Annotated in this window: 23 protein-coding genes; 15 read left to right on the top strand and 8 right to left on the bottom strand. The window is 67.3% G+C overall.

Annotated elements, in window-relative coordinates:
• The 7 genes from infB to truB form a co-directional block, all read left to right on the top strand.
• Positions 1 to 2,036 (top strand): translation initiation factor IF-2 (gene infB / locus ON32_RS14015; RefSeq protein WP_040791210.1); only part of this gene is annotated, 2,036 nt, incomplete at its 5' end.
• A gap of 118 nt (positions 2,037 to 2,154) precedes the next feature.
• On the top strand, positions 2,155 to 2,445 hold the full coding sequence (locus ON32_RS14010) for a DUF503 domain-containing protein (protein ID WP_040791209.1): 291 nt from the start codon (positions 2,155 to 2,157) through the stop codon (positions 2,443 to 2,445).
• Between the two features lie 96 nt (positions 2,446 to 2,541).
• Positions 2,542 to 2,982 (top strand): 30S ribosome-binding factor RbfA, encoded by a 441-nt coding sequence (rbfA, locus tag ON32_RS14005; RefSeq protein ID WP_040791208.1) that lies wholly within the window; start codon positions 2,542 to 2,544, stop codon positions 2,980 to 2,982.
• Between the two features lie 312 nt (positions 2,983 to 3,294).
• Positions 3,295 to 4,611, top strand: a complete 1,317-nt coding sequence (locus ON32_RS14000) for an MATE family efflux transporter (RefSeq protein WP_040791365.1) — start codon at positions 3,295 to 3,297, stop codon at positions 4,609 to 4,611.
• Positions 4,612 to 4,654: 43 nt separating this feature from the next.
• The gene (locus ON32_RS13995; RefSeq protein ID WP_083874496.1) at positions 4,655 to 5,614 is read left to right on the top strand and encodes a metallophosphoesterase family protein; all 960 of its coding nucleotides are present in this window, start codon (positions 4,655 to 4,657) and stop codon (positions 5,612 to 5,614) included.
• Between the two features lie 37 nt (positions 5,615 to 5,651).
• A complete protein-coding gene (npt, locus tag ON32_RS13990) occupies positions 5,652 to 6,332 on the top strand; it encodes a 4'-phosphopantetheinyl transferase Npt (protein WP_040791207.1) in 681 nt (226 codons plus the stop codon).
• Between the two features lie 110 nt (positions 6,333 to 6,442).
• A complete protein-coding gene (gene truB, locus ON32_RS13985; RefSeq protein WP_245551032.1) occupies positions 6,443 to 7,294 on the top strand; it encodes a tRNA pseudouridine(55) synthase TruB in 852 nt (283 codons plus the stop codon).
• Positions 7,295 to 7,342: 48 nt separating this feature from the next.
• Here truB and ON32_RS13980 read toward each other — a convergent pair whose 3' ends face one another.
• The 3 genes from ON32_RS13980 to ON32_RS13970 are packed head-to-tail and all read right to left on the bottom strand — an operon-like array spanning position 7,343 to position 9,511.
• Positions 7,343 to 8,020, bottom strand: a complete 678-nt coding sequence (locus ON32_RS13980) for a GntR family transcriptional regulator (RefSeq protein WP_085995187.1) — start codon at positions 8,018 to 8,020, stop codon at positions 7,343 to 7,345.
• Positions 8,007 to 8,741, bottom strand: a complete 735-nt coding sequence (locus ON32_RS13975; RefSeq protein ID WP_040791205.1) for a maleate cis-trans isomerase family protein — start codon at positions 8,739 to 8,741, stop codon at positions 8,007 to 8,009. The genes ON32_RS13980 and ON32_RS13975 overlap by 14 nt, the downstream gene beginning before the upstream one ends.
• 29 nt (positions 8,742 to 8,770) lie before the next feature.
• Entirely contained in the window at positions 8,771 to 9,511 is a 741-nt protein-coding gene (locus ON32_RS13970) for a maleate cis-trans isomerase family protein (RefSeq protein WP_040791204.1), read from the bottom strand.
• Between the two features lie 186 nt (positions 9,512 to 9,697).
• On the opposite strand from ON32_RS13970, the gene ON32_RS13965 reads away from it, so the two are divergent.
• Positions 9,698 to 10,660 (top strand): D-2-hydroxyacid dehydrogenase, encoded by a 963-nt coding sequence (locus tag ON32_RS13965; RefSeq protein ID WP_040791203.1) that lies wholly within the window; start codon positions 9,698 to 9,700, stop codon positions 10,658 to 10,660.
• A gap of 14 nt (positions 10,661 to 10,674) precedes the next feature.
• Entirely contained in the window at positions 10,675 to 12,087 is a 1,413-nt protein-coding gene (locus tag ON32_RS13960) for an amidase (protein ID WP_083874460.1), read from the top strand.
• A gap of 55 nt (positions 12,088 to 12,142) precedes the next feature.
• Here ON32_RS13960 and ON32_RS13955 read toward each other — a convergent pair whose 3' ends face one another.
• The 3 genes from ON32_RS13955 to ON32_RS13945 form a co-directional block, all read right to left on the bottom strand.
• Positions 12,143 to 12,661 (bottom strand): DUF3830 family protein, encoded by a 519-nt coding sequence (locus ON32_RS13955; RefSeq protein ID WP_040791201.1) that lies wholly within the window; start codon positions 12,659 to 12,661, stop codon positions 12,143 to 12,145.
• Positions 12,662 to 12,765: 104 nt separating this feature from the next.
• On the bottom strand, positions 12,766 to 14,007 hold the full coding sequence (locus ON32_RS13950; protein WP_040791200.1) for an aspartate aminotransferase family protein: 1,242 nt from the start codon (positions 14,005 to 14,007) through the stop codon (positions 12,766 to 12,768).
• 181 nt (positions 14,008 to 14,188) lie between these two features.
• The gene (locus tag ON32_RS13945) at positions 14,189 to 14,845 is read right to left on the bottom strand and encodes a metal-dependent transcriptional regulator (protein WP_051133238.1); all 657 of its coding nucleotides are present in this window, start codon (positions 14,843 to 14,845) and stop codon (positions 14,189 to 14,191) included.
• Between the two features lie 235 nt (positions 14,846 to 15,080).
• Here ON32_RS13945 and ON32_RS13940 point away from each other — a divergent pair, with 235 nt between their 5' ends.
• The 4 genes from ON32_RS13940 to ON32_RS13925 all read left to right on the top strand — a co-directional run bounded on the left by ON32_RS13940 (position 15,081) and on the right by ON32_RS13925 (position 20,795).
• Positions 15,081 to 16,043 (top strand): bifunctional riboflavin kinase/FAD synthetase, encoded by a 963-nt coding sequence (locus ON32_RS13940; protein ID WP_051133204.1) that lies wholly within the window; start codon positions 15,081 to 15,083, stop codon positions 16,041 to 16,043.
• A 168-nt stretch (positions 16,044 to 16,211) separates the two neighbouring features.
• On the top strand, positions 16,212 to 16,481 hold the full coding sequence (gene rpsO, locus ON32_RS13935) for a 30S ribosomal protein S15 (RefSeq protein ID WP_040791197.1): 270 nt from the start codon (positions 16,212 to 16,214) through the stop codon (positions 16,479 to 16,481).
• Between the two features lie 634 nt (positions 16,482 to 17,115).
• Positions 17,116 to 19,407 carry a polyribonucleotide nucleotidyltransferase gene (locus ON32_RS13930; RefSeq protein WP_040791196.1) on the top strand — a complete coding sequence of 764 codons (2,292 nt, stop codon included), beginning with the start codon at positions 17,116 to 17,118 and terminating at the stop codon, positions 19,405 to 19,407.
• An 80-nt stretch (positions 19,408 to 19,487) separates the two neighbouring features.
• On the top strand, positions 19,488 to 20,795 hold the full coding sequence (locus ON32_RS13925) for a M16 family metallopeptidase (protein WP_040791362.1): 1,308 nt from the start codon (positions 19,488 to 19,490) through the stop codon (positions 20,793 to 20,795).
• Here the strand turns inward: ON32_RS13925 and ON32_RS13920 are convergent.
• On the bottom strand, positions 20,744 to 21,733 hold the full coding sequence (locus ON32_RS13920; protein WP_051133237.1) for a hypothetical protein: 990 nt from the start codon (positions 21,731 to 21,733) through the stop codon (positions 20,744 to 20,746). The two genes, ON32_RS13925 and ON32_RS13920, sit on opposite strands and share 52 nt — an antisense overlap.
• A 77-nt stretch (positions 21,734 to 21,810) precedes the next feature.
• Between ON32_RS13920 and ON32_RS13915 the strand changes: the two genes are divergently transcribed.
• Complete coding sequence (locus ON32_RS13915; protein WP_040791360.1) at positions 21,811 to 22,350, top strand: PadR family transcriptional regulator; 540 nt, start codon at positions 21,811 to 21,813, stop codon at positions 22,348 to 22,350.
• A 123-nt stretch (positions 22,351 to 22,473) separates the two neighbouring features.
• On the opposite strand, the gene ON32_RS13910 is transcribed toward ON32_RS13915, so the two are convergent.
• The gene (locus ON32_RS13910; RefSeq protein WP_051133235.1) at positions 22,474 to 22,830 is read right to left on the bottom strand and encodes an ArsR/SmtB family transcription factor; all 357 of its coding nucleotides are present in this window, start codon (positions 22,828 to 22,830) and stop codon (positions 22,474 to 22,476) included.
• Positions 22,831 to 22,921: 91 nt separating this feature from the next.
• Between ON32_RS13910 and ON32_RS13905 the strand changes: the two genes are divergently transcribed.
• Positions 22,922 to 24,109, top strand: coding sequence for an MFS transporter (locus ON32_RS13905; RefSeq protein WP_040791358.1), 1,188 nt, complete (start codon positions 22,922 to 22,924; stop codon positions 24,107 to 24,109).
• The last annotated feature ends 5 nt before the right edge of the window (positions 24,110 to 24,114 follow it).

Genomic DNA, 24,114 nt, shown 5'->3' with positions numbered 1-24,114 from the left:
GTGGCTACCGCGGCGGTGGTGGCGGCGCACCCGCGGGTGCCGGCGCCCCGGCCGGTGGCGGTTTCCGCGGTCGTCCCGGCGGTGGTGGCCGTCCGGGTGGTCCCGGTGGCCGCGGTGGTGCGGCCGGCGCGTTCGGACGCCCCGGTGGTGCCCCGCGCCGTGGCCGCAAGTCGAAGCGGCAGAAGCGCCAGGAATACGACTCGATGCAGGCGCCCTCCGTGGGCGGCGTGCGGCTGCCCCGTGGCAACGGCGAGGTCATCCGGCTCGCCCGCGGCGCGTCGCTGTCCGATTTCGCCGAGAAGATCGACGCGAACCCGGCCGCGCTGGTGCAGGCGCTGTTCAACCTCGGTGAAATGGTCACCGCGACCCAGTCGGTGAACGACGAGACGCTCGAGCTGCTCGGCAGCGAGATGAACTACGTCGTCCACGTGGTCAGCCCCGAGGACGAGGACCGCGAACTGCTGGAGTCGTTCGACATCACCTATGGTCAGGACGAGGGCGGCGAGGAAGACCTCGAGGTCCGTCCGCCGGTGGTGACCGTCATGGGTCACGTCGACCACGGTAAGACCCGACTGCTGGACACCATCCGCAAGGCCAACGTCCGGGAGGGCGAGGCCGGTGGTATCACCCAGCACATCGGCGCCTACCAGGTGATGACCCACCTCGGCGGCGAGGACCGGCCCATCACCTTCATCGACACCCCCGGTCACGAGGCGTTCACCGCCATGCGTGCCCGTGGTGCGAAGGCCACCGATATCGCGATCCTGGTGGTCGCCGCCGACGACGGCGTCATGCCGCAGACGGTGGAGGCCATCAACCACGCCCAGGCGGCCGACGTGCCGATCGTGGTGGCGGTCAACAAGATCGATAAAGAGGGTGCCAACCCGCAGAAGATCCGTCAGCAGCTCACCGAGTACGGCCTGGTCTCCGAGGAGTACGGCGGCGACACCATGTTCGTCGACATCTCCGCCAAACAAGGCACCAATATCGACCAGCTGCTCGAGGCGGTGCTGCTCACCGCCGACGCCGCCCTCGACCTGCGGGCCAACCCCGATCAGGACGCCCAGGGTGTCGCCATCGAGGCCCACCTCGACCGCGGTCGCGGTCCGGTCGCCACGGTGCTGATCCAGCGCGGCACGCTGCGCGTGGGTGATTCGATCGTGGCGGGCGACGCCTACGGTCGTGTCCGCCGGATGGTCGACGAGTACGGCGAGGACGTGGAGGCGGCCCTGCCGTCACGTCCGGTGCAGGTCATCGGTTTCACATCGGTGCCCGGCGCGGGTGACAACCTGATCGTCGTGGACGAGGACCGGATCGCCCGGCAGATCGCCGACCGGCGCAATGCGCGCAAGCGCAATGCCCTGGCCGCGCGCAGCCGCAAGCGGATCAGCCTCGAGGATCTGGATGCCGCGCTGAAGGAGACCAGCGAGCTGAACCTCATCCTCAAGGGTGACAACGCCGGTACCGTCGAGGCCCTGGAAGAGGCACTGCTCGCCATCAAGGTCGACGACGAGGTCCGGCTGCGGGTTATCGACCGCGGTGTCGGTGGTGTCACCGAAACCAACGTCAACCTGGCATCGGCATCGAACGCGATCATCATCGGGTTCAATGTCCGGGCCGAGGGCAAGGCCACCGAACTGGCCACCCGCGAAGGCGTGGATATCCGGTACTACTCGGTGATCTACCAGGCCATCGACGAGATCGAGAGCGCGCTCAAGGGCATGCTCAAGCCGATCTACGAAGAGGTCGAACTGGGTCGCGCCGAGATCCGGGCCATCTTCCGCTCGTCGAAGATCGGCAATATCGCCGGTTGTATGGTCACCTCGGGCACGGTCAAGCGCAACGCCAAGGCGCGCCTGCTTCGCGACAATGTGGTGATCGCGGATTCGACGACGATCAACTCGCTGCGGCGGGAGAAGGACGATGTCACCGAGGTCCGCGAAGGCTTCGAATGCGGTATGACGCTGACCTACTCCGATATCAAGGAGGGCGACATCATCGAGGTCTACGAATTGCGCGAGAAGCCGCGCGACTGAATCGTGGTACGACGGGGCCGGGTGGTGCGATGACGCATCGCCCGGCCGCGCCGTGCCCTCCGACCACGGTGTGCGGGGCGGATGAGGTGTTCCGCGCGCCCGGCGACCGGGAGGTTGTGTGTACCTCGGTGCACTCGAGTTCGACATTCTGCTCGGCGATGTGCACTCGCTGAAGGAGAAACGCTCGGTGATCCGGCCGGTATTGGCCGAGCTCCAGCGTTTCGGCGTGAGCACCGCGGAGGCGGGTGAACACGACCGCTATCGCCGCACCCTGCTGGCGGTGGCCATGGTCAGCGCCGGAATGGATCACCTGACCGCGGTGCTGGACAAATGTGAGCGGCATGTCGCCGCCCGCCCGGAGTTGGAGTTGCTGGCGGTCCGCCGCCGTGTCTTCGGCCCCGAGGACTGAGATGCGGTGATCCGGTGCCCGCGCCGGGGATCCCGTGACGGATCGTTCACTCGGGTGAACCCGTCGCATGAACGAGAAACTGAGGAAGGAGCGGCCATGGTCGACCAAGCCAGGGCACGCCGACTCGCCAAGCGGATCGCGTCCATCGTGGCGACCGCCATCGAGTACGAGGTGAAGGACCCGCGGCTGCGTTTCGTGACCGTCACCGATGCGAAGGTGACCGGTGATCTCCGCGAGGCCACCGTGTACTACACGGTAATGGGGGAAACCATCGACGCCGAGCCCGATTACGAGGGCGCCGCGGCCGGACTGGCCAAGGCCAGAGGTGTCCTGCGGTCGAAGGTCGGCGCCGGTACCGGCGTCAAGTTCACCCCCACCCTGACCTTCGTACTCGACACCGTTCCCGACGCCGCGCGCCAGATGGAGGACCTGCTGGCCAAGGCCCGCGCCGCCGATGACGCCGTCGCGCAGGTCGCGGCCAATGCGCGGTATGCGGGGGACGCCGACCCGTACAAGAGCGACCGCGAAGAGGAATAGCGTCGATGACACCGGTCGGCGCACGATAGCGCCGAATTCGGGGTCGGCCGTACTTTCCGTACCGGCGTATACGAGCTCATGCTCGGCGCATTCCGGTTCGGCGGTCGGTCTCGGCCAGGGTTCGTAGGGGAGCGTGAGTCGGCCATTCGTGCGAGGGTGCCGTGTGGTCGCGTTCGACGCCGGTCACCGGACGAGTGCGGTGTGGATGGAGGTTCGGTGAGCGAATGCAGGGTCGGCGAGCAGTCCGACGACGCCGACTATGACGATATGGCGACGGAGATCGCGCAGGACACGCCCACCGAAGACGCGCCGATGATCGCCGCCGGCCCGCGACGGATCCTCGGCCTGGCCCTGCCGACCCTGGGTGTGTTGGTGGCGGAGCCGATCTATCTGCTGTTCGATCTCGCGGTGGTCGGCCGGCTGGGCGCCCTCCCCCTGGCCGGACTCGCCGTCGGTGGGTTGATCCTGGCCCAGGTGAGTACGCAGCTGACCTTTTTGAGTTACGGCACCGCCGCCCGTTCGGCGCGTCGGCACGGGGCCGGTGACCGCCCCGGTGCGGTGGGGGAGGGGGTGCAGGCGACGTGGCTCGCGGTGGGAATCGGATCGGCGATCCTGTTGGTGACGCAAATCGCCGCGGTACCGCTGACCGCGTCCATCGCCGGTGGGGAAGATATCGCGGCCGAGGCCTTGACCTGGGTGCGGATCGCGCTGTTCGGGGTGCCGCCGATCCTGGTGTCGATGGCGGGTAACGGCTGGATGCGCGGTGTGCAGGAAACCCGTCGCCCACTGCGGTACGTGGTGGCGGGTCTGCTGTTGTCGGCGCTGCTGTGCCCGGTACTGGTGCACGGATGGTTCGGGGTGCCCGCCGTGGGGCTGCCGGGTTCGGCGGTGGCCAACCTCATCGGTCAAGTGGTGACGGCCGCGCTGTTCTCGGCGGCATTGGCCCGCGAGGGGGTGTCGTTCGCACCGCGTCCGTCGGTAATGCGCGCGCAGGTGGTGCTCGGCCGTGACCTGATCGCACGCAGCCTCGCCTTTCAGGCCTGTTTCGTCTCCGCGGCGGCGGTCGCCGCGCGTTTCGGCGCCGCCTCGGTGGCGGCGCATCAGCTGGTGTTGCAGTTGTGGAATTTCCTCGCCCTGACCCTCGACTCGCTGGCGATCGCAGCGCAAACCCTGGTCGGAGCCGCCCTGGGCGCACGCGATACCGCCGTTGCTCGGCGGGTTGCCCGCCGGGTGACCGAGTGGTCCCTGGCGTTCGCCCTGGTCTTGGCGGTGGTGTTCGCGGCGGGTGCGACGGTGGTACCGCCGCTGTTCACCGGTGACGCGGCGGTGCTGGACCGTACCGCGGTGGTGTGGTGGTTCTTCGTGATCATGATCCCGGTGGCCGGGGTGGTCTTCGCCTTGGACGGGGTCCTGCTCGGCGCCGGTGACGCGGCCTATCTGCGCACCACCACCCTGGGGGCGGCGCTGATCGGATTCCTGCCCGCCATCTGGCTGTCGCTGGTGTTCGAGTGGGGTATCGGAGGGATCTGGTGCGGGCTCATCGCCTTCATGCTGTTACGGCTGGTGGCGGTCTCCGGACGGGCGTTGTCGGGGCGGTGGGCTCGGGTCGGCGCCGAGGTTCCGGCATGATGACTGTCGTGTACTGCCGAGTAGATCTACCGAGGTGGCCGTGGTGACTCCCAAATTGATGGCGGTGAGCGATATCCACGTCGGGCACCAGGGAAACAAGCCGGTGGTGGAGGAGATCCGACCGGATTCTCCGGAGGACTGGCTGATCGTGGCCGGTGATGTGGGTGAACGCAGCGACGATATCCGCTGGGCGCTGGAACTGCTGCGCAGCCGGTTCGCCACCGTGATCTGGGTGCCCGGTAACCACGAATTGTGGACCACCTCCAAGGATCCGGTGCAGATGCGCGGCGCCGCCCGCTACGACTATCTGGTGGCGATGTGCCGGGATCTGGATGTGCTCACCCCAGAGGATCCGTTCCCGGTATGGCGGGGCGCGGGTGCCGAACGATACGGCGGCGCCGTCACCTTGGCCCCGATGTTTCTGCTCTACGACTACACCTTCCGGCCCGACGGCACCCGGACCAAGGCCGAGGCCCTGGCATTGGCCCGGGAGCGCAATGTGGTGGCCACCGACGAATTCCTGCTCTCGCCCGACCCGTACCTCACCCGCGACGCCTGGTGCGATGTGCGACTGCAAGTGACCAAGCGCAGACTCGACGCGCTGGGCCCACAGACACCGGTGGTGCTGATCAATCATTTCCCGCTGGTTCGCACACCCACCGATATGCTCTGGTACCCCGAGTTCGCGCTGTGGTGTGGGACGGAACGCACCGCCGACTGGCACACCCGCTACAACGTGGTCTGCGCGGTCTACGGTCATCTGCACATTCCGCGCACCACCTATTACGATGGTGTTCGCTTCGAAGAGGTCTCGCTCGGCTATCCCCGGGAATGGCAGCGTCGTGGCCTACCCGACAAGCTGTTGCGCCAGATCCTGCCCGATCCCGACTACCGGCCCGGGGACCTCAACGATTGGGGTGGGCATTTCAAGGTGACCCCGGAAATGGCGGCCGAGGCGGCCGAGATGCGTGCCAAGGCTCAGCGCAGACGCGGTGTGCTGTGAGAGACAGCGCAGTGCGGGACAGATAGGCTCGACGACGATGATCGAGACAATCCTGCCCTCCGGTGTGGCCTCGGCCGAACTGCTCGACTACCCGGAGGACCTGAAGCCGCATCCCGCCGAGGAGCATCTGATCGCGAACTCGGTGGAGAAACGCCGCCGTGATTTCATCGGCGCCCGGTACTGTGCCCGGCAGGCGCTGGAACAACTGGGAGAGCCGCAGGTCGCGATCGGTAAGGGAGAGCGCGGGGCGCCGATTTGGCCACGCGGTGTGGTCGGCAGCCTCACCCACTGCGACGGGTACCGGGCCGCGGCGCTGGCGCACCGGTTGCGCTATCGGTCGATCGGAATAGACGCCGAACCGCACGCCGAACTGCCCGACGGTGTGCTCGACTCGGTGAGCCTACCCGCGGAACGGGAATGGTTGCGCGGCGCCGCGTCGCCCGATCTGCACCTGGACCGGCTGCTGTTCTGTGCCAAGGAGGCCACCTACAAGGCGTGGTTCCCGCTCACCGGACGCTGGCTCGGCTTCGAGGACGCACACATCACCTTCACCGTGGACACCGAACCATTCGGTGTGGGTGCCGCCGGCAGTGGCACCTTCCATTCGGAGCTGTTGGTGCCCGGACAGGTCACCGATGGGGGAGCGCCACTGACCTCGTTCGACGGCCGTTGGCTGATCACCGACGGGCTCATCCTCACCGCGATCGTGCACGGCTGATGGAAAAGCCGTCGGTATCGCCCACGGGAGCGTCGACCGGGTCGGCGCGGTCGCGCCCCCTCGGCCCGGATGGTTTGGGTGGTTTGCTCATCATCGACAAACCCGGTGGTATGACCAGCCACGATGTCGTTTCCCGGACGCGGAAACTATTGCGCACCAAGAAGGTGGGTCATGCGGGAACCCTGGATCCCATGGCCACCGGGGTCCTGGTGTTGGGGGTCGAACGCGCTACCAAGCTGCTCGGCCTGCTCACCCTCACCACCAAGGCCTATACCGCCACCATCCGGCTGGGACAGGCCACCACCACCGACGACGCCGAGGGCGAAATCCTCACCGAGGTGTCGGCGGGGTCGGTGACCGACGCCGATATCGCCACCGCGGTCGCGGCGCTCACCGGTGATATCCGGCAGGTGCCCGCCACCGTCAGTGCGATCAAGGTGGCCGGGGAACGCGCCTATGCCCGGCACCGCGCGGGGGAGGAGGTGCGCCTGGAGGCGCGCCCGGTGACGGTGTCCCGGTTCGATGTGCTCGCCCGACGCGATCTGCCCGGTAACGCATTGGTGGATCTGGACGTCGTGGTCGAATGCTCCTCCGGCACCTATGTGCGGGCCCTGGCCCGTGACCTCGGCGCCGCGCTGGGGGTCGGTGGCCATCTCACCGCCCTGCGTCGCACCCGGGTCGGGCCGTTCACCCTGGACCATGCCCGCACCCTGGACGAGCTCGCCGAGGACCCGGCGTTGAGCCTGGATATCGATACCGCGATTCGCACGGCCTTCCCCCATCGGGTGATCGATGCCGCGGAAACCGAGTCGTTGCGCGACGGTCGATGGTTGGTGCCGAACGGAACGGCGGGCGTTCATGCGGCGATCACCGCCGATGGGCGGGCCATCGCGCTGCTGGAGGAGAAGGGCTCCCGAGCCGCGCCGGTACTGGTGGTGCGCCCGCGGGGACTGGTCGACTGAGCCGGGCGGTCCGGTCCCGCCTCCGAGCGGTATCCGCCCTGGTCGGCCCTAATCGGCGTGGGCCTCGGCATGACGAGCGCCGAGCCGCCGCACCGCATCGTCCATATGTTCTCGGAGCAGGGTGTGCGCCAGTTCGGCCTCGCCCGTGCCGATCGCTTCGCGTAACCGGACATGCTCCTGGGCCTGTTCGCCCAGGTCGTGATAGGTGGTCTGGAGGGCGCCCAGACACATGCGGGTTTCGATCAGCAGAGTGCGGGCCGCGCGCACGAGACGCGAGCTGCCCGCGCTCTGCACCAGCACCTCGTGGAACTGTTGATCGGCATCGGATACCCCGGTTGCGTCGCCTGTCTCGGCGCGGGCGAGCATCTCGGCGACGCTGGGGGCCAGCGCCCGATAGGCGATTTCGCGGCGGCCGTCCAGAATCAGGGCCAGGGCGCCGCCTTCGATGGCGGTTCGGGCCCGGTAGATGTCGACGATATCGTCGGGGGTGAGGTCGATGACGAAGATGCCGCGATTACGAATGGCATATAGCAGGCCCTCGGAGACCAACCGTTGCATGGCCTCGCGAACCGGCCCCCGTGAGACACCGAAACGGGCCGCCAGATCCGCCTCGCCCAGCTGCGCGCCGGGGGCGAGTGCGCCCCGCATGATCGCCTCACGCAGCCGGTCCGCGATCATCTCGGCGGTCGACTGCTGATTGACCGGTTCGAAATCAACGACCGACATGGACATACCTTTCCGCGAACAACGCGCCCAATGCCGGCGCGGTTCGTGCGATACCGGCCAGGCGCAACCCTTCCCAGATGGTTACCTGGTTGGCGGTGAGTACGGGTTTACCCAACGCCTCCTCCAGCTCCGGGAGCACCGCGAGGGTGCGCATCGCAGTATCCGGGATCAGCAGTGCCTCCGCGTCGGGGTGGTCGGCCGCGGCCGCCAGGTCCAGCACCCGTTCCGGAGACAGGGTGCCGACCTCGGCCGCGGTCGGGATACCCGAACTCGACATCGAGACCACGGTGATCTCGGCGGCGGCGAGGAAATCGACGAACAGGCGTGCCACGTCGTCGGGATAGCTGGCGGCCACGGCGACGCGGTGGACCCCGAGCGCATGGGCCGCCGCCACGAACGCCCAGGAGGTACTGGACGCCGGTACCCCGGCCGCCTCGGCCAGGCCGCGAACCTGGGTACGCGCGCCATCCGGGCCGTAGACGAAACTGCCCGAGGTGCATGCCCACATCACGGCGGCGGGCGCGTGTGGAGCCAAGAGTTCGGCCCCGCGTCGCAGTTTCTCGGGGCTGCCCAGATCGAGCAGTTCCGCGACGGCGTGCAGATCGGTTCCGTAGATGTGCGCCACCGGCAGTCGGACGCCGAGTATCGCCTCCGCCCGTGGATAGTCGTCCTCGGCGGCATGATCGGGGTAGACGAATCCGACGGTGTTCGCTTGCTCCATCGGAGGGGCTCCTTCCTCGGACCGGCGGTTCAGAACACGTTGAGCAACCATTTGCCGGGCCCCATCATGGGTAGCTTCATCCGGCCGAGGCAGGCCCACATGGTGAGTTGGTTGGCGGTGAGCACCGGTTTGCCCAGTGCTCGTTCGAGCGGTTCGATGATGTCGTAGGTGGGCAGATTGGTGCAGCTGACGAAGATGGCCTCGGCAGTGGGGTCGTCGGCGGCGACGATGCGTTCGGCGATGGTTCGGTAGTTCACCTTCCAGATGCCCCCGCCCAGGCCCAGATGGTTGGAGCGCGCCACCGTGCATCCGGCCTCGGCGAGGAAATCGTGCAGTTTTCCGGTGAGGATCTCGTCGTAGGGGGTGATCACCGAGATACGGGTGAGATTCAGGTGCCGGACCGCCTCGAGGAGGGCGCCGGAGGTGGTCACCGCGTCCTGGGCGCCGGCCCGGCAGATCGTCTCGCGGAGGGATCGTTCGTGGTCGATGCCCTTGATGAAACTGCCCGATGTGCACAGGTAGGCCACGACCTCGGGCTCGACGTGCAGCACATTGCGGGTGGCGGCGGTCAGGTGGTCCGGGTCCGAGACCAGCTCGGCCATGGCCAATGAAACCGGCACCGGTTCGTACGGGGTGCGGGCCAGGTGCAGGCTCACCTCCAGCGGCGCCCACCGCCAGAGCTCACGCTCCAGCGCCAGGTCGAAGGGAGCGATGATGCCGATGCCCCGCTGCGCCACGGGACCGTCTATATCGAAAACGCTGGCATCCACTGCGGCCCCTCTCGCGCTCAGCCGGGAGACCTCCGAGTCGGTCGAGGCAGACGATCGGATTGTTGACAATCATACGATGTGATCTTACTGTGTCAATGTGCAAATGTCCGGACACGGTCACCCGCGAAGCGGACACCGGTGGAAACATGTACGCAGCCGGACGTCACTACGGAAACGAGCAATACTGTGAAATCGGGCCCCATCGTCACCGTCGTATACCGTGACCCGCCCGACCCCGCCCTGATGAGCTCGGTGGCGGAACGGGCCACGGTTCGTTACACCGAGGAGTCCGGCCTCGCCGCTGCGCTGCGCGGCGCGGATGTGTTGTTCGTGCACGACTTCCAGATCGACACCATTGCCGATGCCTGGCCGTCGGCCGATCGGTTGCGGTGGGTGCATATGGCCGCCACCGGTGTCGATACGGTGATGTTCCCACAGCTGCGGGACAGTGATGTGGTGGTCACCAACACCCGCGGTGTCTTCGACGGGCCCATCGCCGAATACGTGCTCGGGCAGATTCTCGTCTTCGCCAAGGATCTGGACGGATCGTTGCGACTACAGCAGCGACACCTCTGGCGGCACCGGGAGTCCGAACGGGTCGCCGGCGCGACCGCATTGATCGTCGGCACCGGATCCATCGGCCGCGCCATCGCCCGACTACTCCGCGCCGTCGGTATGCGGATCCGGGCCGTCGGACGCCGCCCCCGGGACGACGATCCCGATTTCGGCGCGGTGAGTGCGGACCTGCACGCCGAACTGCCCGCCGCCGACTATGTGATCGCCATCGCCCCGCTCACCGACACGACCCGGCACATGTTCGACGCGCGAGCGTTCGCGGCGATGAAACCCCACGCCCGGTTCGTCAATGTCGGTCGTGGAGAGCTCGTGGTCACCGACGATCTGGTCGCCGCCCTGCGCGACGGAACGATCGCCGGCGCGGCGCTCGATGTGGTGGAACCGGAACCGCTGCCGGCCGAACATCCCCTGTGGGACCTGCCGAACGTGCGCATCACCCCCCATAATTCGGGCGATGCCGTGGGGTGGCGCACCGAGATCGTCACCGCGTTCACCGCGAACTTCGACCGCTGGATGGCCGGTCTGCCGCTGGACAATGTCGTCGACAAGACGCTGGGGTATGTACCCGGCTGAAGGAGGGCCCAGCCATGAGCCACCCCGTCCACAACAGTCCCACCGACCCCGTCGCCATGACCGCGGTCGAACTGGTCTCGGCATATGCGGCCGGTGCGCTCTCGCCCGTCGAGGCGACCGAAGCAGTGCTGTCGACCATCGCCGAGCGTGATCCGGAACTCAACGCCTACTGTCTGGTCGACAACGAGCGGGCCCTGGTGCAGGCCAAGGAATCCGAGGCCCGGTGGCAGTCCGGACACGCCCGCGGCCTGCTCGACGGGGTGCCGATCTCCATCAAGGATGTCTTCCTCACCGAGGGGTGGCCCACCCGACGCGGCTCCACCTGTATCGACCCGAGCGGCCCCTGGCAGGTGGACAGCCCCGTCGCGGCCCGGTTGCGGGAGGACGGAATGGTTCTGGTCGGCAAGACCACGACCCCCGAGATCGCCTGGAAGGCGGTCACCGACAGCCCGCTCACCGGCATCACCCGCAACCCCGCCGACCCGACCACCACCGCGGGTGGCTCCTCCGGCGGTAGCGCCGCGGCGGTCGCCGCCGGGATGGGACCGGTATCGGTGGGCACCGATGGCGGCGGCAGCATCCGTATCCCGGCCGCGTTCTGCGGAATCGTGGGATTCAAGCCCACCCACGGCCGCATCCCGTTGTGGCCGGCCGGGCCGTTCGGCCCCCTCGCCCACGGTGGACCGCTGACCCGTACGGTCGAGGACGCCGCTCTGCTGATGGATATCCTCGCGCTGCCCGATCCGCGCGACCCCACCGCGCTCGCCCCCACCGTGACCACCTTCCGAAGCCAGATCCAACGCGATGTGCGGGGTGTCACCGTCGCCTACTCACCGACCCTCGGTTATGCCGAGGTCGATCCCGAGGTGGCCGAGATCGTGGATCGGGCGGTGCGGGCCCTGGCCGACGCCGGCCTGCGGATCGATACCGCCGATCCCGGGTTCGCCGACCCGCGGGCGGCCTTCGAACTGCTGTGGGCGGCCGGAGCTGCGACCATGCTGGCGAAGTTTCCGCCCAACTCTCGCGACCGGGTCGATCCCGGGCTACGACGGATCTGGGAGTACGGCGAAACCGTCGGCGCCGTCGACTATCTCGACGCCCGCGCCGTCGCGACCGATCTCGGTATCACCATGGGGGCCTTCCATCTGGCGTTCGACCTGCTGATAACCCCCACCGTGCCGATTCCGGCCTTCGCCGCCGGCCACGATGTGCCCCCCGGTAGCGGCCTGAGCGGGTGGCCGGAGTGGACCCCGTTCACCTACCCCTTCAACCTCACCCAACAACCCGCCCTCAGCATCCCCGCCGGACGTACCGCCACCGGGATGCCGGTCGGCCTCCAGATCGTCGGCCCTCGCCACTCCGACGACCTGGTCCTGGCCGTGGGTCGCTACGCCCAAGCGGTTCTGGGCGCGGACGCCGGCGAGTAGAGGGGCGGTGCGCCCCTCGGCGCACCGCCCGAAACCCCACACTGCTCCGAAACCCTCAGGGCCGCGGCCCCACGTCGTCGGAGTCGGCGGACACGGCGAGCGTCTCGCCTGCCACCCCGTGCAACCACAGGGCGTTGCACGCCGCCGCCATATCCTCGAGTCCCTCCTCGATGGTGGCGAAGACGCTGCCGGGAACCCATCCCAGATCGCCGTTGATCAGCAGGTTGTTGCGGCCGTAGAAGATCGCCAGGTCCGTGGCGCCCTGCGCGTGGTGGGCGGCGGAACCCGGTTCGTAGCCATAGGCCGGGTTGCCGATCTCCCAGGGCTCGAAGTCGAACAGGCAGACGTCCCCCGGGATCGGGGTGACGGTCGGGTTCTCCCGATGGGGAGCGGACTCGATGCGGGGAAGGAGTGTGTACACCTCGTTGCGCGCGTATTTGGCGTGGAAAGCGTCCCCTTCCAGGGGAAGTGCGTTCCACACCGCCTCGCAGGTGCGCGGCGCCTCGTCGTCGAGCAGCCGGGCCCGGCAGCGCACACCGGCCTTGGTGAGGGCGATCGTTATATAGCGGGCCATACTCCCTGCTTTCCGTTCGTGGTTTCCCGTTCGTGGTTTCCCGTTCGTGGTTTCCCGTTCGTATTCGGCAGGACACACCGGTCGGTGACCGACTCGGACCGGGGTCAGATATCGGCCAGGACGTCTCGCCAGATGCCCAGGGCATCATCGATCTGCGCTTCGGACACGATCAGCGGCGGGATCATGCGGACCACGTTCATGTGCGCGCCGCAGGTCAACAGCAGCAGCCCGTGTTCGGCCGCGCGCTGTTGCACGGCCGTGGCGGTCTCCCGGTCGGGTCCTCCGTCGGGCGTGATGAACTCGGCGCCGACCATCAGGCCGAGTCCGCGGATATCGCCGATGGCTTTGTGCTCGCTTTCGCGCAGGCCGGTGAGCAACTGGTCGCCGCGCGCGGCGGCGTTTTCCACCAGCCGCTCCGATTCGATGACCTCGAGGGTGGCGATCGCCGCGGCGCAGGCCACCGCGTTCCCCCCATAGGTGCCACCCTGCGATCCGGGCCAGGCCTTGGCCATCAACTCGCGCGGCGCGGCGATACCGGATAGGGGGAATCCACTGGCCAGTCCCTTGGCGATGGTGACGATATCGGGGCGGACGTCGAAATGCTGGTGGCCGAAGTACCTTCCGGTGCGACCGAATCCGGTTTGGATCTCATCGATCACCAGCAGGATGCCGTGCCGGTCGGCCCGTTCCCGCAGGCCTTGGAAAAACGTCCGGTTACCCGGAATGTAGCCGCCCTCGCCGAGTACCGGTTCGACGATGAAGGCGGCCGTTTCCGCCGGGGAGGTGAGGGTGGCGAAGAGGTAGTCCAGCTCGCGGAGGGCGAAGGCGGTGGCCTCCTCCTCGGTCCAGCCGTAGCGATAAGCGGTGGGGAAAGGGGCTACGTGCACCCCGGCCATGAGCGGGGAGAAACCGGCGGAGAACCGCGTCCCGGAGGTGGTCATACTGGCGGCCGCGACGGTGCGGCCGTGGAAGCCGCCGTGGAAGACGATGACATTGGGGCGGCCGGTGGCCTGGCGGGCGAGTCGCAATGCCGCCTCCACCGCCTCGCTGCCCGAGTTGGCGAAGAACAGCGAGTCCAGGCCGGCCGGGAGCACCGTGCCCAACCGCTCGGTGAGTTCGAGCAGCGGTCGGTGTACGACCGTGGTGTATTGCCCGTGGATCAGGGTGGCGACCTGCGCTTGGGCGGCGGCCACCACATGCGGGTGGCAGTGGCCGGTGCCGGTGACCCCGATACCCGCGGTGAAATCCAGGTATCGGCGTCCGTCGGTGTCGTACAGATAACAACCGGAGCCGTGGTCGACGGTCACCGGGGTGGCCTGTTTCAGAACCGGGGAAAGTTGGGTCATGGTGTCCGCCTCTCGACGCTTCGGGCGGGTATCGGCCGGGAATGACGCCGATAAAGAACCGGGCATTGTTTACTGTCGGATTGTTGACAATATGCATAACACGGGGAGGCCGTCCCGGGCAATGGTGGCGCCCGGGTCTCGGATGAACCCCGAACTCAGGCCGCCGGCGGAGCCGACGCCGTTACACGCAGAGCCAGATGGCCTCGGCGGCGATACTGCCCAGATCGGTGGGCGCCTTGTCACGTCCGATACGCACGGCGATGGTGCCCGCGAAATCCCGGCGTTCCACCACCTCGATCGGGGTGTCCAGGGCAATTCCCACCGAATCGAAGTAGCGCAACATATCCGGGTCGGCATCGGAGATCCGGGCCACCCGTCCCGATTCCCCCGCGGTGAAATCGCTGAGCCGGCGGGCCGGTGGAGTGGGTACGGCGCCGTCGACGGAGGGAATGGGATCGCCGTGCGGGTCGCGATCGGGAAAACCGAGTTTGGCGTCGATCCGGGCCATCAGCAATTCGGAGACGGCGTGTTCCAGGATCTCCGCCTCGTCGTGCACCTCGTCCCAGCCGTAGCCGAGCTCGTTGACCAGAAACGTCTCCAGCAACCGATGGCGGCGCACCATGGCAACGGCGGCCCGGCGGCCTGCCTCGGTGAGCGTGATCGACCCGTATCGGGCATGTTCCACCAGATCCTGATCGGCCAGTTTGCGCACCGCCTCGGAGACGGTGGACGCCGAGACCCCCATCCGCTCGGCCAACAGTTTGGTCGACACCTTCTCCTGGGACCATTCCTGGGCCGTCCAGATGATCTTCAGATAGTCCTGGGCCACCGATGACAGTGGTGCGACCGCATTGGTGCCCGCCGCGAGTTCTCCGGCATCGGCAAGTTCTCGTCGGGTGGCGATGTCTCGTTTACCGGGCACACTACGAGCTTAGGCAACCCGTACCCGTTTCACACATCCCGCTCTCACGGCCTGGCCATCCGCTCCGAGGCGGGAAATCCGGTGTTCGACTTCATCGTGGCGCCCGAGGCCCGAATATTGTTCGAGCTCAGGTTTGCGTAGGCTTCGGTCCGTGCAGAGATGGCGAAGTCTCGACGATATGCCCGCGGACTGGGGTCGGTGTGTGCTCACGATCGGGGTGTTCGACGGTGTCCATCGGGGCCATGCCCAACTGATCAGCCGAGCGGTGAAGTCCGCCGCCGCCCGCGGGGTTCCGGCGGTGCTGATGACCTTCGATCCGCATCCGATGGAGATGATCCGTCCCGGTTCGCATCCGGCGCAGCTGACCACCCTCGCCCGGCGCGCGGAACTGGCCGAGGAACTCGGCATCGACGTGTTCTGCGTTATGCCGTTCACCCAGGAGTTCATGAAACTCACCCCCGCCAGTTATGTCCACGACCTGCTGGTGGAACGGCTACACGTGGTGGAAGTGGTGGTGGGCGACAACTTCACCTTCGGCAAGAAGGCCGCCGGGACGGTGCAGACCATGCGAGAGCTCGGCGCCCGCTTCGGTTTCGAGGTCGACTCGGTCACCCTGCTCGGTGAGCACGCCGTCACGTTCTCCTCCACCTACATCCGCGCCTGTGTGGACGCCGGCGACATGCACGCGGCCGCCGAGGCGCTCGGCCGTCCGCACCGGGTCGAAGGGGTGGTGGTGCGCGGGGACGGCCGCGGCCGAACCCTCGGCTACCCCACCGCCAATATCGCTCCGCCGATGCATGCCGCTGTCCCCGCCGACGGGGTGTACGCGGGCTGGTTCACCGTGCTCGATCCCGGTCCCGTCATCGGCACCGTCACCCCGGGAGAACCCGCTATGGCCGCCATCTCGGTGGGCACCAACCCGACCTTCTCCGGGCGGGCCCGAACGGTGGAGGCCTATGTCCTCGACGGGGAGGCCGATCTCTACGGACAGCATGTCGCCGTGGATTTCGTGGAACGACTGCGCGGGATGGAGAAGTTCGACTCGTTGGACGAGCTCATCCGGGCCATGGATCGGGATGTGGCCGCGACACGCCGAGTCCTGGGCTCGTCCTGACCGACGCGGTGGGTGCCGTTCGGTTTCCCGGCGTCGATCCGGTAGGGTGATCCGCCGGGTTTGCTGCGGTCCGCGGCGGCGGCCCACGAAGCGACGGTGCGGGTGCCATCACTCGCCGCATCGCTTCGCCCCTGGAGCGCGGAACTGAAAAACAGGAGTGGATGCCCCATGGCGCTGACCACCGAGCAGAAGAAGGCGATCCTCGCCGAGTACGGTCTGCACGAGACGGACACCGGGTCCCCGGAGGCGCAGATCGCGCTGCTGTCCAAGCGGATCGCCGATATCACCGAACACCTCAAGAAGCACAAGCACGACCACCACACCCGCCATGGTCTGATGGCGCTGATCGGTCGTCGCAAGCGGCTGTCGAAGTACCTGCAGCAGAAGGACATCGAGCGCTACCGTTCCCTGATCGAGCGTCTCGGGCTGCGTCGATAATTTCGGCTCCCGCTTCGTGCGGGCGTGTTCACGCCCCGATATCTCGTATTTCGGCCCTCGAGCCGTGCGTCTTCGGCGCATGCGCTTCGGGGGCCGAAATGCGCGACGGGCCATGCCTGCGCGCATCGTGGGACGCAAGGTCGACCGCTCGGTCGGGCGGTGATTCCGTCCGGGCCGGTAGCGATTTCGGCGGCCACAGGGTCGCGGCGGGGTGGTTCGGGGTGCCAGGTTTGTCGGGGAGGGGTCGACGCCTACAATCGAGGCCGTCGACATTTTCGTGTGCGGGGGACGAGACCCCGTATTCGTGAGATGTGACGATACAGCCGTAGACACCCGCGCTCGTGGCGTCGGTCTTCGGTAGTGGCTTTTCGGCGAGATGGGATGGGCCGGAGAGCTTCGATCGATGACCGCCTCCGCGTCGCCGTATCCAAGGGGATGCGGCCGGGTGTGCGTATCGCGGCCGGACGGATATTCCGATGGCGCTACTCGCGATCTTCGAAGGTTTTCGCAGGATCGCGCGTTTTTCCCGGATCCGTTGCCATGGCCGCGATACGTCCGTACCGGGTACGGCCGACGCAGTCGGATCGCGCCTGTGGGCGCGGGGTCCGGCGAGACGAGAGGTTGAGAAAAAGACATGTCAGAGATCACTGAACGCCCGAAGACATCGGCCGTGGAGGTCGAGCCCGGTGTGTTCGAATCCGTCGCGCTGATCGACAACGGCAACTTCGGAACCCGTACCGTTCGCTTCGAGACGGGCCGCTTGGCCCGACAGGCCGCCGGGTCGGTCGTGGCCTATCTGGACGACGAGACCATGCTGTTGTCGGCGACCACCGCCGGTAAGCACCCCAAGGACCAGTTCGACTTCTTCCCGTTGACGGTCGACGTGGAGGAGCGGATGTATGCCGCGGGCCGGATCCCCGGCTCGTTCTTCCGCCGTGAGGGCCGTCCCTCCACCGACGCCATCCTCACCTGTCGGCTGATCGACCGCCCGCTGCGGCCGTCGTTCGTCGATGGGCTGCGCAACGAGGTCCAGGTCGTGGTGACCGTGCTGAGCCTGGACCCGAAGGACCTGTACGACGTGGTCGCGATCAACGCGGCCTCGGCGTCCACCCAGATCGCGGGCCTGCCGTTCTCCGGCCCGGTCGGCGGTGTGCGGGTCGCGTTGATCCACGATCCGGATGTCGCGAGCGGTAACCAGTGGGTCGCCTTCCCGACCAGTGACCAGCTCGAGCGGGCCGTCTTCGACATGGTGGTGGCCGGTCGCGTGGTCGACAACGGCGATGTCGCCATCATGATGGTCGAGGCCGAGGCCACCGAGAACGTCATCGAACTGATCTCCGGTGGTGCCCAGGCGCCGACCGAGGCCGTGGTCGCCGAGGGGCTGGAGGCCGCCAAACCGTTCATCGCCCGGTTGTGCAAGGCCCAGCAGGATCTGGCCGAACTGGCCGCCAAGCCGACCGAGGAGTTCCCGCTCTTCCCGCCCTACGGTGACGACGTCTACCAGGCGGTGGAGGCCGCGGCCAAGGCCGAGCTGAGCGAGGCGCTGAGCATTGCCGGCAAGCAGGAACGCGAGGAGAAGATCGACGAGGTCAAGCTCGCGGTGCTGGAGAAGCTGGCCGAGGAGTTCGAGGGTCGGGAGAAGGAACTCGGGGCGGCGTTCCGGTCGGTGACCAAGAAACTGGTGCGGCAGCGCATTCTCACCGACGGGTTCCGGATCGACGGCCGTGGTCTGGCCGATATCCGCGCGCTGTCGGCCGAGGTGGCGGTGGTGCCGCGGGCACACGGTTCGGCGCTGTTCGAACGTGGGGAAACCCAGATCCTGGGTGTGACCACCCTCGATATGGTCAAGATGGCCCAGCAGGTCGACTCGCTGAGCCCGGAGACCACCAAGCGTTATATGCACCACTACAACTTCCCGCCGTTCTCCACCGGCGAGACCGGTCGCGTCGGTTCGCCGAAGCGGCGCGAGATCGGGCACGGTGCGCTGGCCGAGCGGGCCCTGATCCCGGTGCTGCCCAGCCAGGAGGAATTCCCGTACGCCATCCGGCAGGTCTCGGAAGCGCTCGGCTCCAACGGTTCCACCTCGATGGGGTCGGTCTGCGCCTCCACCCTGGCGCTGCTGAACGCCGGTGTGCCGCTGAAGGCGCCGGTCGCCGGTATCGCCATGGGCCTGGTGTCGGACACCGTCACCAATGCCGACGGTGTGGAGGAGGTCCGCTATGTGGCGCTGACCGATATCCTCGGCGCCGAGGACGCCTTCGGTGACATGGACTTCAAGGTGGCCGGTACCCGCGACTTCGTCACCGCTCTACAGCTGGACACCAAACTCGACGGTATCCCCTCGAAGGTGCTGGCCGGTGCGCTGAGCCAGGCGCACGACGCCCGGACCACCATCCTGGACGTGATGGCCGAGGCCATCGCCTCCCCGGACGAGATGAGCCCGTACGCCCCGCGGGTCACCGCCATCAAGATCCCGGTCGACAAGATCGGTGAGGTGATCGGCCCCAAGGGCAAGGTGATCAACCAGATCACCGAGGAGACCGGTGCCAATATCTCCATCGAGGACGACGGCACCGTCTACATCGGCGCCACCGACGGTCCGTCCGCGCAGGCCGCGATCGACCAGGTCAACGCCATCGCCAACCCGCAGCTGCCCAAGGTGGGCGAGCGTTTCCTCGGCACGGTCGTCAAGACCACCGCCTTCGGTGCGTTCGTCTCGCTGCTGCCGGGCCGTGACGGTCTGGTGCACATCTCCAAGCTGGGTAACGGCAAGCGTGTGGCCAAGGTCGAGGACGTGGTGAACGTCGGCGACAAGCTGCGCGTGGAGATCGCCGATATCGACAACCGCGGCAAGATCTCGCTGGTGCCGATCGACGAGAGCGCCGATGAGCCGGCCGCCGATGCGGACACGGCCGGAACCGAGTAGTACTTGTTCGTGTGACCGAGCAGAACACGGCGACCCCCCTGCGCCCCAGTGGTCAGGGGGGTTCGTCTTCCAAATGGCGGATCAGCGAAACCGTCGGTATCGACACCGGGGTGCGGCGCACCGTCCTACCCGGCGGTCTGCGGGTGGTGACCGAGCATCTGCCGGGTGTGCGATCGGCCTCCATCGGCGTCTGGGTCGGTGTCGGTTCCCGGGACGAAGGCCCGACCGTCGCGGGAGCGGCGCATTTCCTGGAACATCTGCTGTTCAAGGCCACCCCCACCCGTTCGGCCTTGGATATCGCCGAGACGATGGACGCTGTCGGCGGTGAACTGAACGCTTTCACCGCCAAGGAGCAGACCTGCTACTACGCGCATGTCCTGGACGAGGATCTGCCGTTGGCGGTGGACCTGGTCAGCGATGTGGTGCTCAACGGTCTGTGCCGGCCCTCCGATGTGGATGTGGAGCGGCAGGTGGTGCTGGAAGAGATCGCCATGCGCGACGACGATCCGGAAGATCTGGTCGGCGATTCGTTCTTGACGGCGCTGTTCGGCGACCACCCGATCGGACGCCCGATCATCGGCTCCGTCGAATCCATCGAGGCGATGCGCGCCGCCCAGTTGCGCTCGTTCCACCAGCGCCGGTACACCCCGGAACGGATGGTGGTGGCGGTGGCCGGGAATGTGGAACACGAGCACACCGTGGAACTGGTGCACCGCAGTTTCGCCGATCGACTCGACCCGGCGGCCGTTCCCGCCCCGCGTAGGGAGGGACGATTCCGGCCGCGCACCCCACCGCAGTTGACGTGGAGCCACCGCGACAGCGAGCAGGCGCATCTGGTGTTCGGGGTGCGGGCGTTCGGCCGGCACGAGGGTGATCGCCGCTGGCCGCTGTCGGTGCTCAACACCGTGGTCGGTGGGGGACTCAGCTCACGTCTGTTCCAGCGGGTGCGGGAAGAGCGCGGTCTCGCCTATTCGGTGTATTCCAGTGTGGACACCTTCGCCGATACCGGGGCGTTCTCGGTGTACATCGGTTGCCAGCCCGAGAATCTGGGAGAGGTTGCGGCACTGGCCCGCGGGGTGTTGGAAGAAGTGGCCGCCGACGGTATCACCGACGCCGAGTGCGCCCGCGCCAAGGGCTCGTTGCGCGGCGGTCTGGTGTTGGGATTGGAGGATTCGGCATCCCGGATGAACCGTATCGGCCGCAGCGAACTCAGCTACGGCAACCATCGCAGTGTTTCTGAGACCTTGGCCCGTATCGATGCGGTGAGTACCGAGGAGGTCGCCACGATCGCCCGCACCCTGCTGTCCCGACCGTTCGCCGCCTCGGTGGCCGGGCCCTACCGCCGCACCCGTGACCTGCCCGCGTCGGTGCGGCGGTTGGTGAGCTGACCGGACCGTTCGGTGATCAGCTCGCGGATGGCGTGGAACGCGGGTTTGTGCGTGTAGTCGTCGCGTAGCAGTCCGAAGCGGGCGGTCCAGTCGGCGTCGCTGCGTTCGTCACGCAGACCGAAGAACTCGTAGGCCGCCACGCCGACGTCGGAGTCGAGGACCGCTCGGGTCACCGTCTCCAGGACCGCGCGCTGCGTTGCCTCGTCCCGCTCGGGGCCGGTCGGCCAGCCGGTTTCGGTGATGTGTACGGGCGTGCTCTCGGGAACACCGGCCGTCGCGGTGACCGTGCGGAAACGCTGCAGGAGGAAGGTCGCCGAATCGGCCAACCGTTCGTGGGGGATGCGGTGGAATACGTCGGGGAAGGCGTCCATACCGATGTAGTCGAGGGCCGAGAGGAGTTCGGTGCCCAAGGTGTGGGCCATTCGCTCCCAGAAGGCCGGGTCGGCCATTCCGGCCGAATTCACCCCGATGTGGACCTCCACACCGAGTCGTTCGCGCTCGTCCAGCGCGGCGGCGACGCCTGCGGCAATGGCCTCGAGACATCCCGGGCTGCCGCCGTCCTGCGGTGCCGGAACATCGGGTTCCTCGCCCACCTGGACCTTGCCACCACCCCAGGCGGCGACGTCGCGTACTGCCTGTCGAACGAAATCGGCGAAACCGTGCGGATCGGGTTCGGGGCTCTGATAGCAGGCCACCAGGTCGATCAGGCGTCCTGGTCCCGCATACAGTTCGGGGCGGGCGGGGGTGGGTGTGAGCTCCGAGTGTTCCCGCAGGCCCGGCCCGAAGTGCCGATAGCACCGCACGTAGAACCGGGGCGCGTCGCCTTGGAGTTCTCGTAGGGCGGCCGATGTGGCGGCGGGGTCTTCCGGGGGACAGTCGAGGGGCCGCAGGTCGACGAGGTCGGCGCCGGCGACACCGGGCCAAATTCCGAAGATCATGAACACCTTTCTGAATGGCCGTATACGGCTACCCTATCTCGATCAGCCGTATACGGCTAGTCGGGATAGGGTTGGGTGTGCCCACGAACGCGCTCGACAATCCCTTGGTGCTGCCCATCCTCGGCCTGCTGGTAGAGCGGCCACGGCACGCGTACGCCGTATTCGCCGAACTTCGCCGTCGTTACGACTACCTGCGAGTGCGCAATGCGACCGTTTACACACTCCTCGATCGTTTGCGAAGTGAAGGGTGGCTCGTCGCGGACGGCGATGACGAGCGGGCCACGCTCACGGTGACCGATGCGGGGATGGCTGCATTGGCCGAGCGGGTGCGATCACAGCTGTGCGACGCCGATCCGACGGGCGGGCCGGTATTCGTCACCGCGTTCGCGTATCTCGGTGTCCTGCGGCCTGTGGAAGCGGTCGAGGTCCTCACGCGGCGGATTGCCCGTATCCGGGAGGAGATCGGTCGACTCGAGGCCGCCGTCGACGCGGCGGCCGGTCCCGAAATTCGGATGATCGAGGCCCATTATCTGCTGTCCCGTCTCCGGCACGATGTCTGTTGGCTCGAGGGTGCGGTTCGTCGGATCGAGGCGGGGGAGCTCGTCTGGGTCCGATGATCGGGTGATTCGATCGCCTCGGCGAAAGCGGGGTGACGGGATGTGGGTGGTCCGGTGCGGTAGGGCGTGACGTTCTCGATGGCTGCGTATCCGGGTATTCGGGTATCCGGGTATCCGGCGATATCACTCGTCGGGGTCGGAGGGGTCCGGTCGGCCGTTGTGGGCCCGGTTGGCCGCGGCGATCACAGCGGTCAGAACGCCGGGTAGTGCTCGTTCGACATCGTCGATGCGCAGTCGCTGGCAGGTGTGGCCTTCGACGACGAGCCGTTCGATCACGCCCGCCTCGCGCAGGATCTTGAAGTGGTGGGTGGCCGTCGATTTGTTGACCGAATCGTAGAGGGCGCTGCAACGCACCGCATCGCCCGCATTGCCCAGTCGGCGCACGATTTCCAGGCGCACCGGATCCTGGAGTGCGGCGAGTACGACCGGGAGGGTGGCCACCGGGTGCTCGACGTCCGGGGGTGTTGTGACCTTCGCCATGATCAGCCTCACTTGAGGTTTGATGGTTATCAAACTTCCGTTATGGTCGGTTCAGTTCGATCGCTATCAAACCTACCTGATCGGAGCTTCGATGACAGCCACGACGCGTATTGCGGAACCCAAAACCCAGCCATGGGCATACGCGCTGGTACTGGGAGCGACCGGCGTTGCGCTCGGAGTCTCCGGGGTGCCGGCCCCGCTGTACGGCCTCTACGAACAGGAATGGCATCTGTCGCCACTGACCACCACGGTAGTCTTCGCGGTCTACGCCGTGGCCGCGCTCGGCGCGGTGCTGGTATCCGGCCGCATCTCCGATGTCATCGGCCGCAAACCGGTGCTGTTGGCCGCCTTCGGACTGATGATCGTCGGACTGGGTGTATTCGTCCTGGCCGATACCGTGCCCATGCTGCTGACCGCGCGGGCACTACACGGTATGGCGGTGGGAGCCATCGTCGTCGCGGGAGCGGCGGCATTGCTCGATCTGCGCCCCGACGGCGGGGCGCGTTCGGGCCAGCTCAGTGGTGTGGCCTTCAATGTCGGAATGGCGGTGGCCATCCTGGGATCGGCGCTGTTGGCCCAGTACGCCCCGCATCCGCTGCGCACCCCCTACGTAGTGATCAGCCTCGTCTGCGTACTGGTCACGGCCGGAATGCTGGCGCTGCGCGAACCCCACGCGGCCCGCGTCGCCGGACGCATCCGGATTGCCAAACCGGCGATTCCGCAGGAAATTCGAGCCGATTTCTGGTTCTCCGCCATCGGTGTGATGGCCGCCTGGTCGGTGCTCGGGGTTCTACTCTCGCTCTACCCCTCGCTGGCCGCCCGGCAGACCGGTATCCACAACCTGGTGTTCGGCGGGGTGGTCGTCGCGACAACCGCATTGTCGGCGGCCTTGGCGCAGCTGTTCGCGACCGGGATCCCGGCCCGGCGGGCCGCGGTCGGCGGCGATATCGGGATGGCGCTCGCCCTGGTGTTGACCGTTCCCGCGCTGGCCACCCACCACTGGCCTGCGGTCCTGTTCGTCGGGGTGCTGCTCGGCACCACCTTCGGTCTCGGTTTCGGTGGTTCGCTACGCCACCTGTCGGATGTCGTCCCGCAGGGGCAGCGCGGTGAGACCATGTCGGCCTACTACCTGCTCGCCTACAGCTCGATGGCGCTGCCCACCGTCCTGGCCGGCTGGGCCGCGACGACCTGGGGGCTCGGGACGGTATTCCCCTGGTTCGTCGGTATCGTCGCCGTTGCCTGCCTTGTCGCCGCCGCCCTCGGACTGCGTCGCGGGTGACCCTG

It is taken from the genome of Nocardia paucivorans NBRC 100373, assembly GCF_000308675.1.
GTDB lineage: Bacteria > Actinomycetota > Actinomycetes > Mycobacteriales > Mycobacteriaceae > Nocardia > Nocardia paucivorans.
Note: the sequence above shows the minus strand (reverse complement) of the source record. Positions and strands in the feature narration are given on the sequence as shown.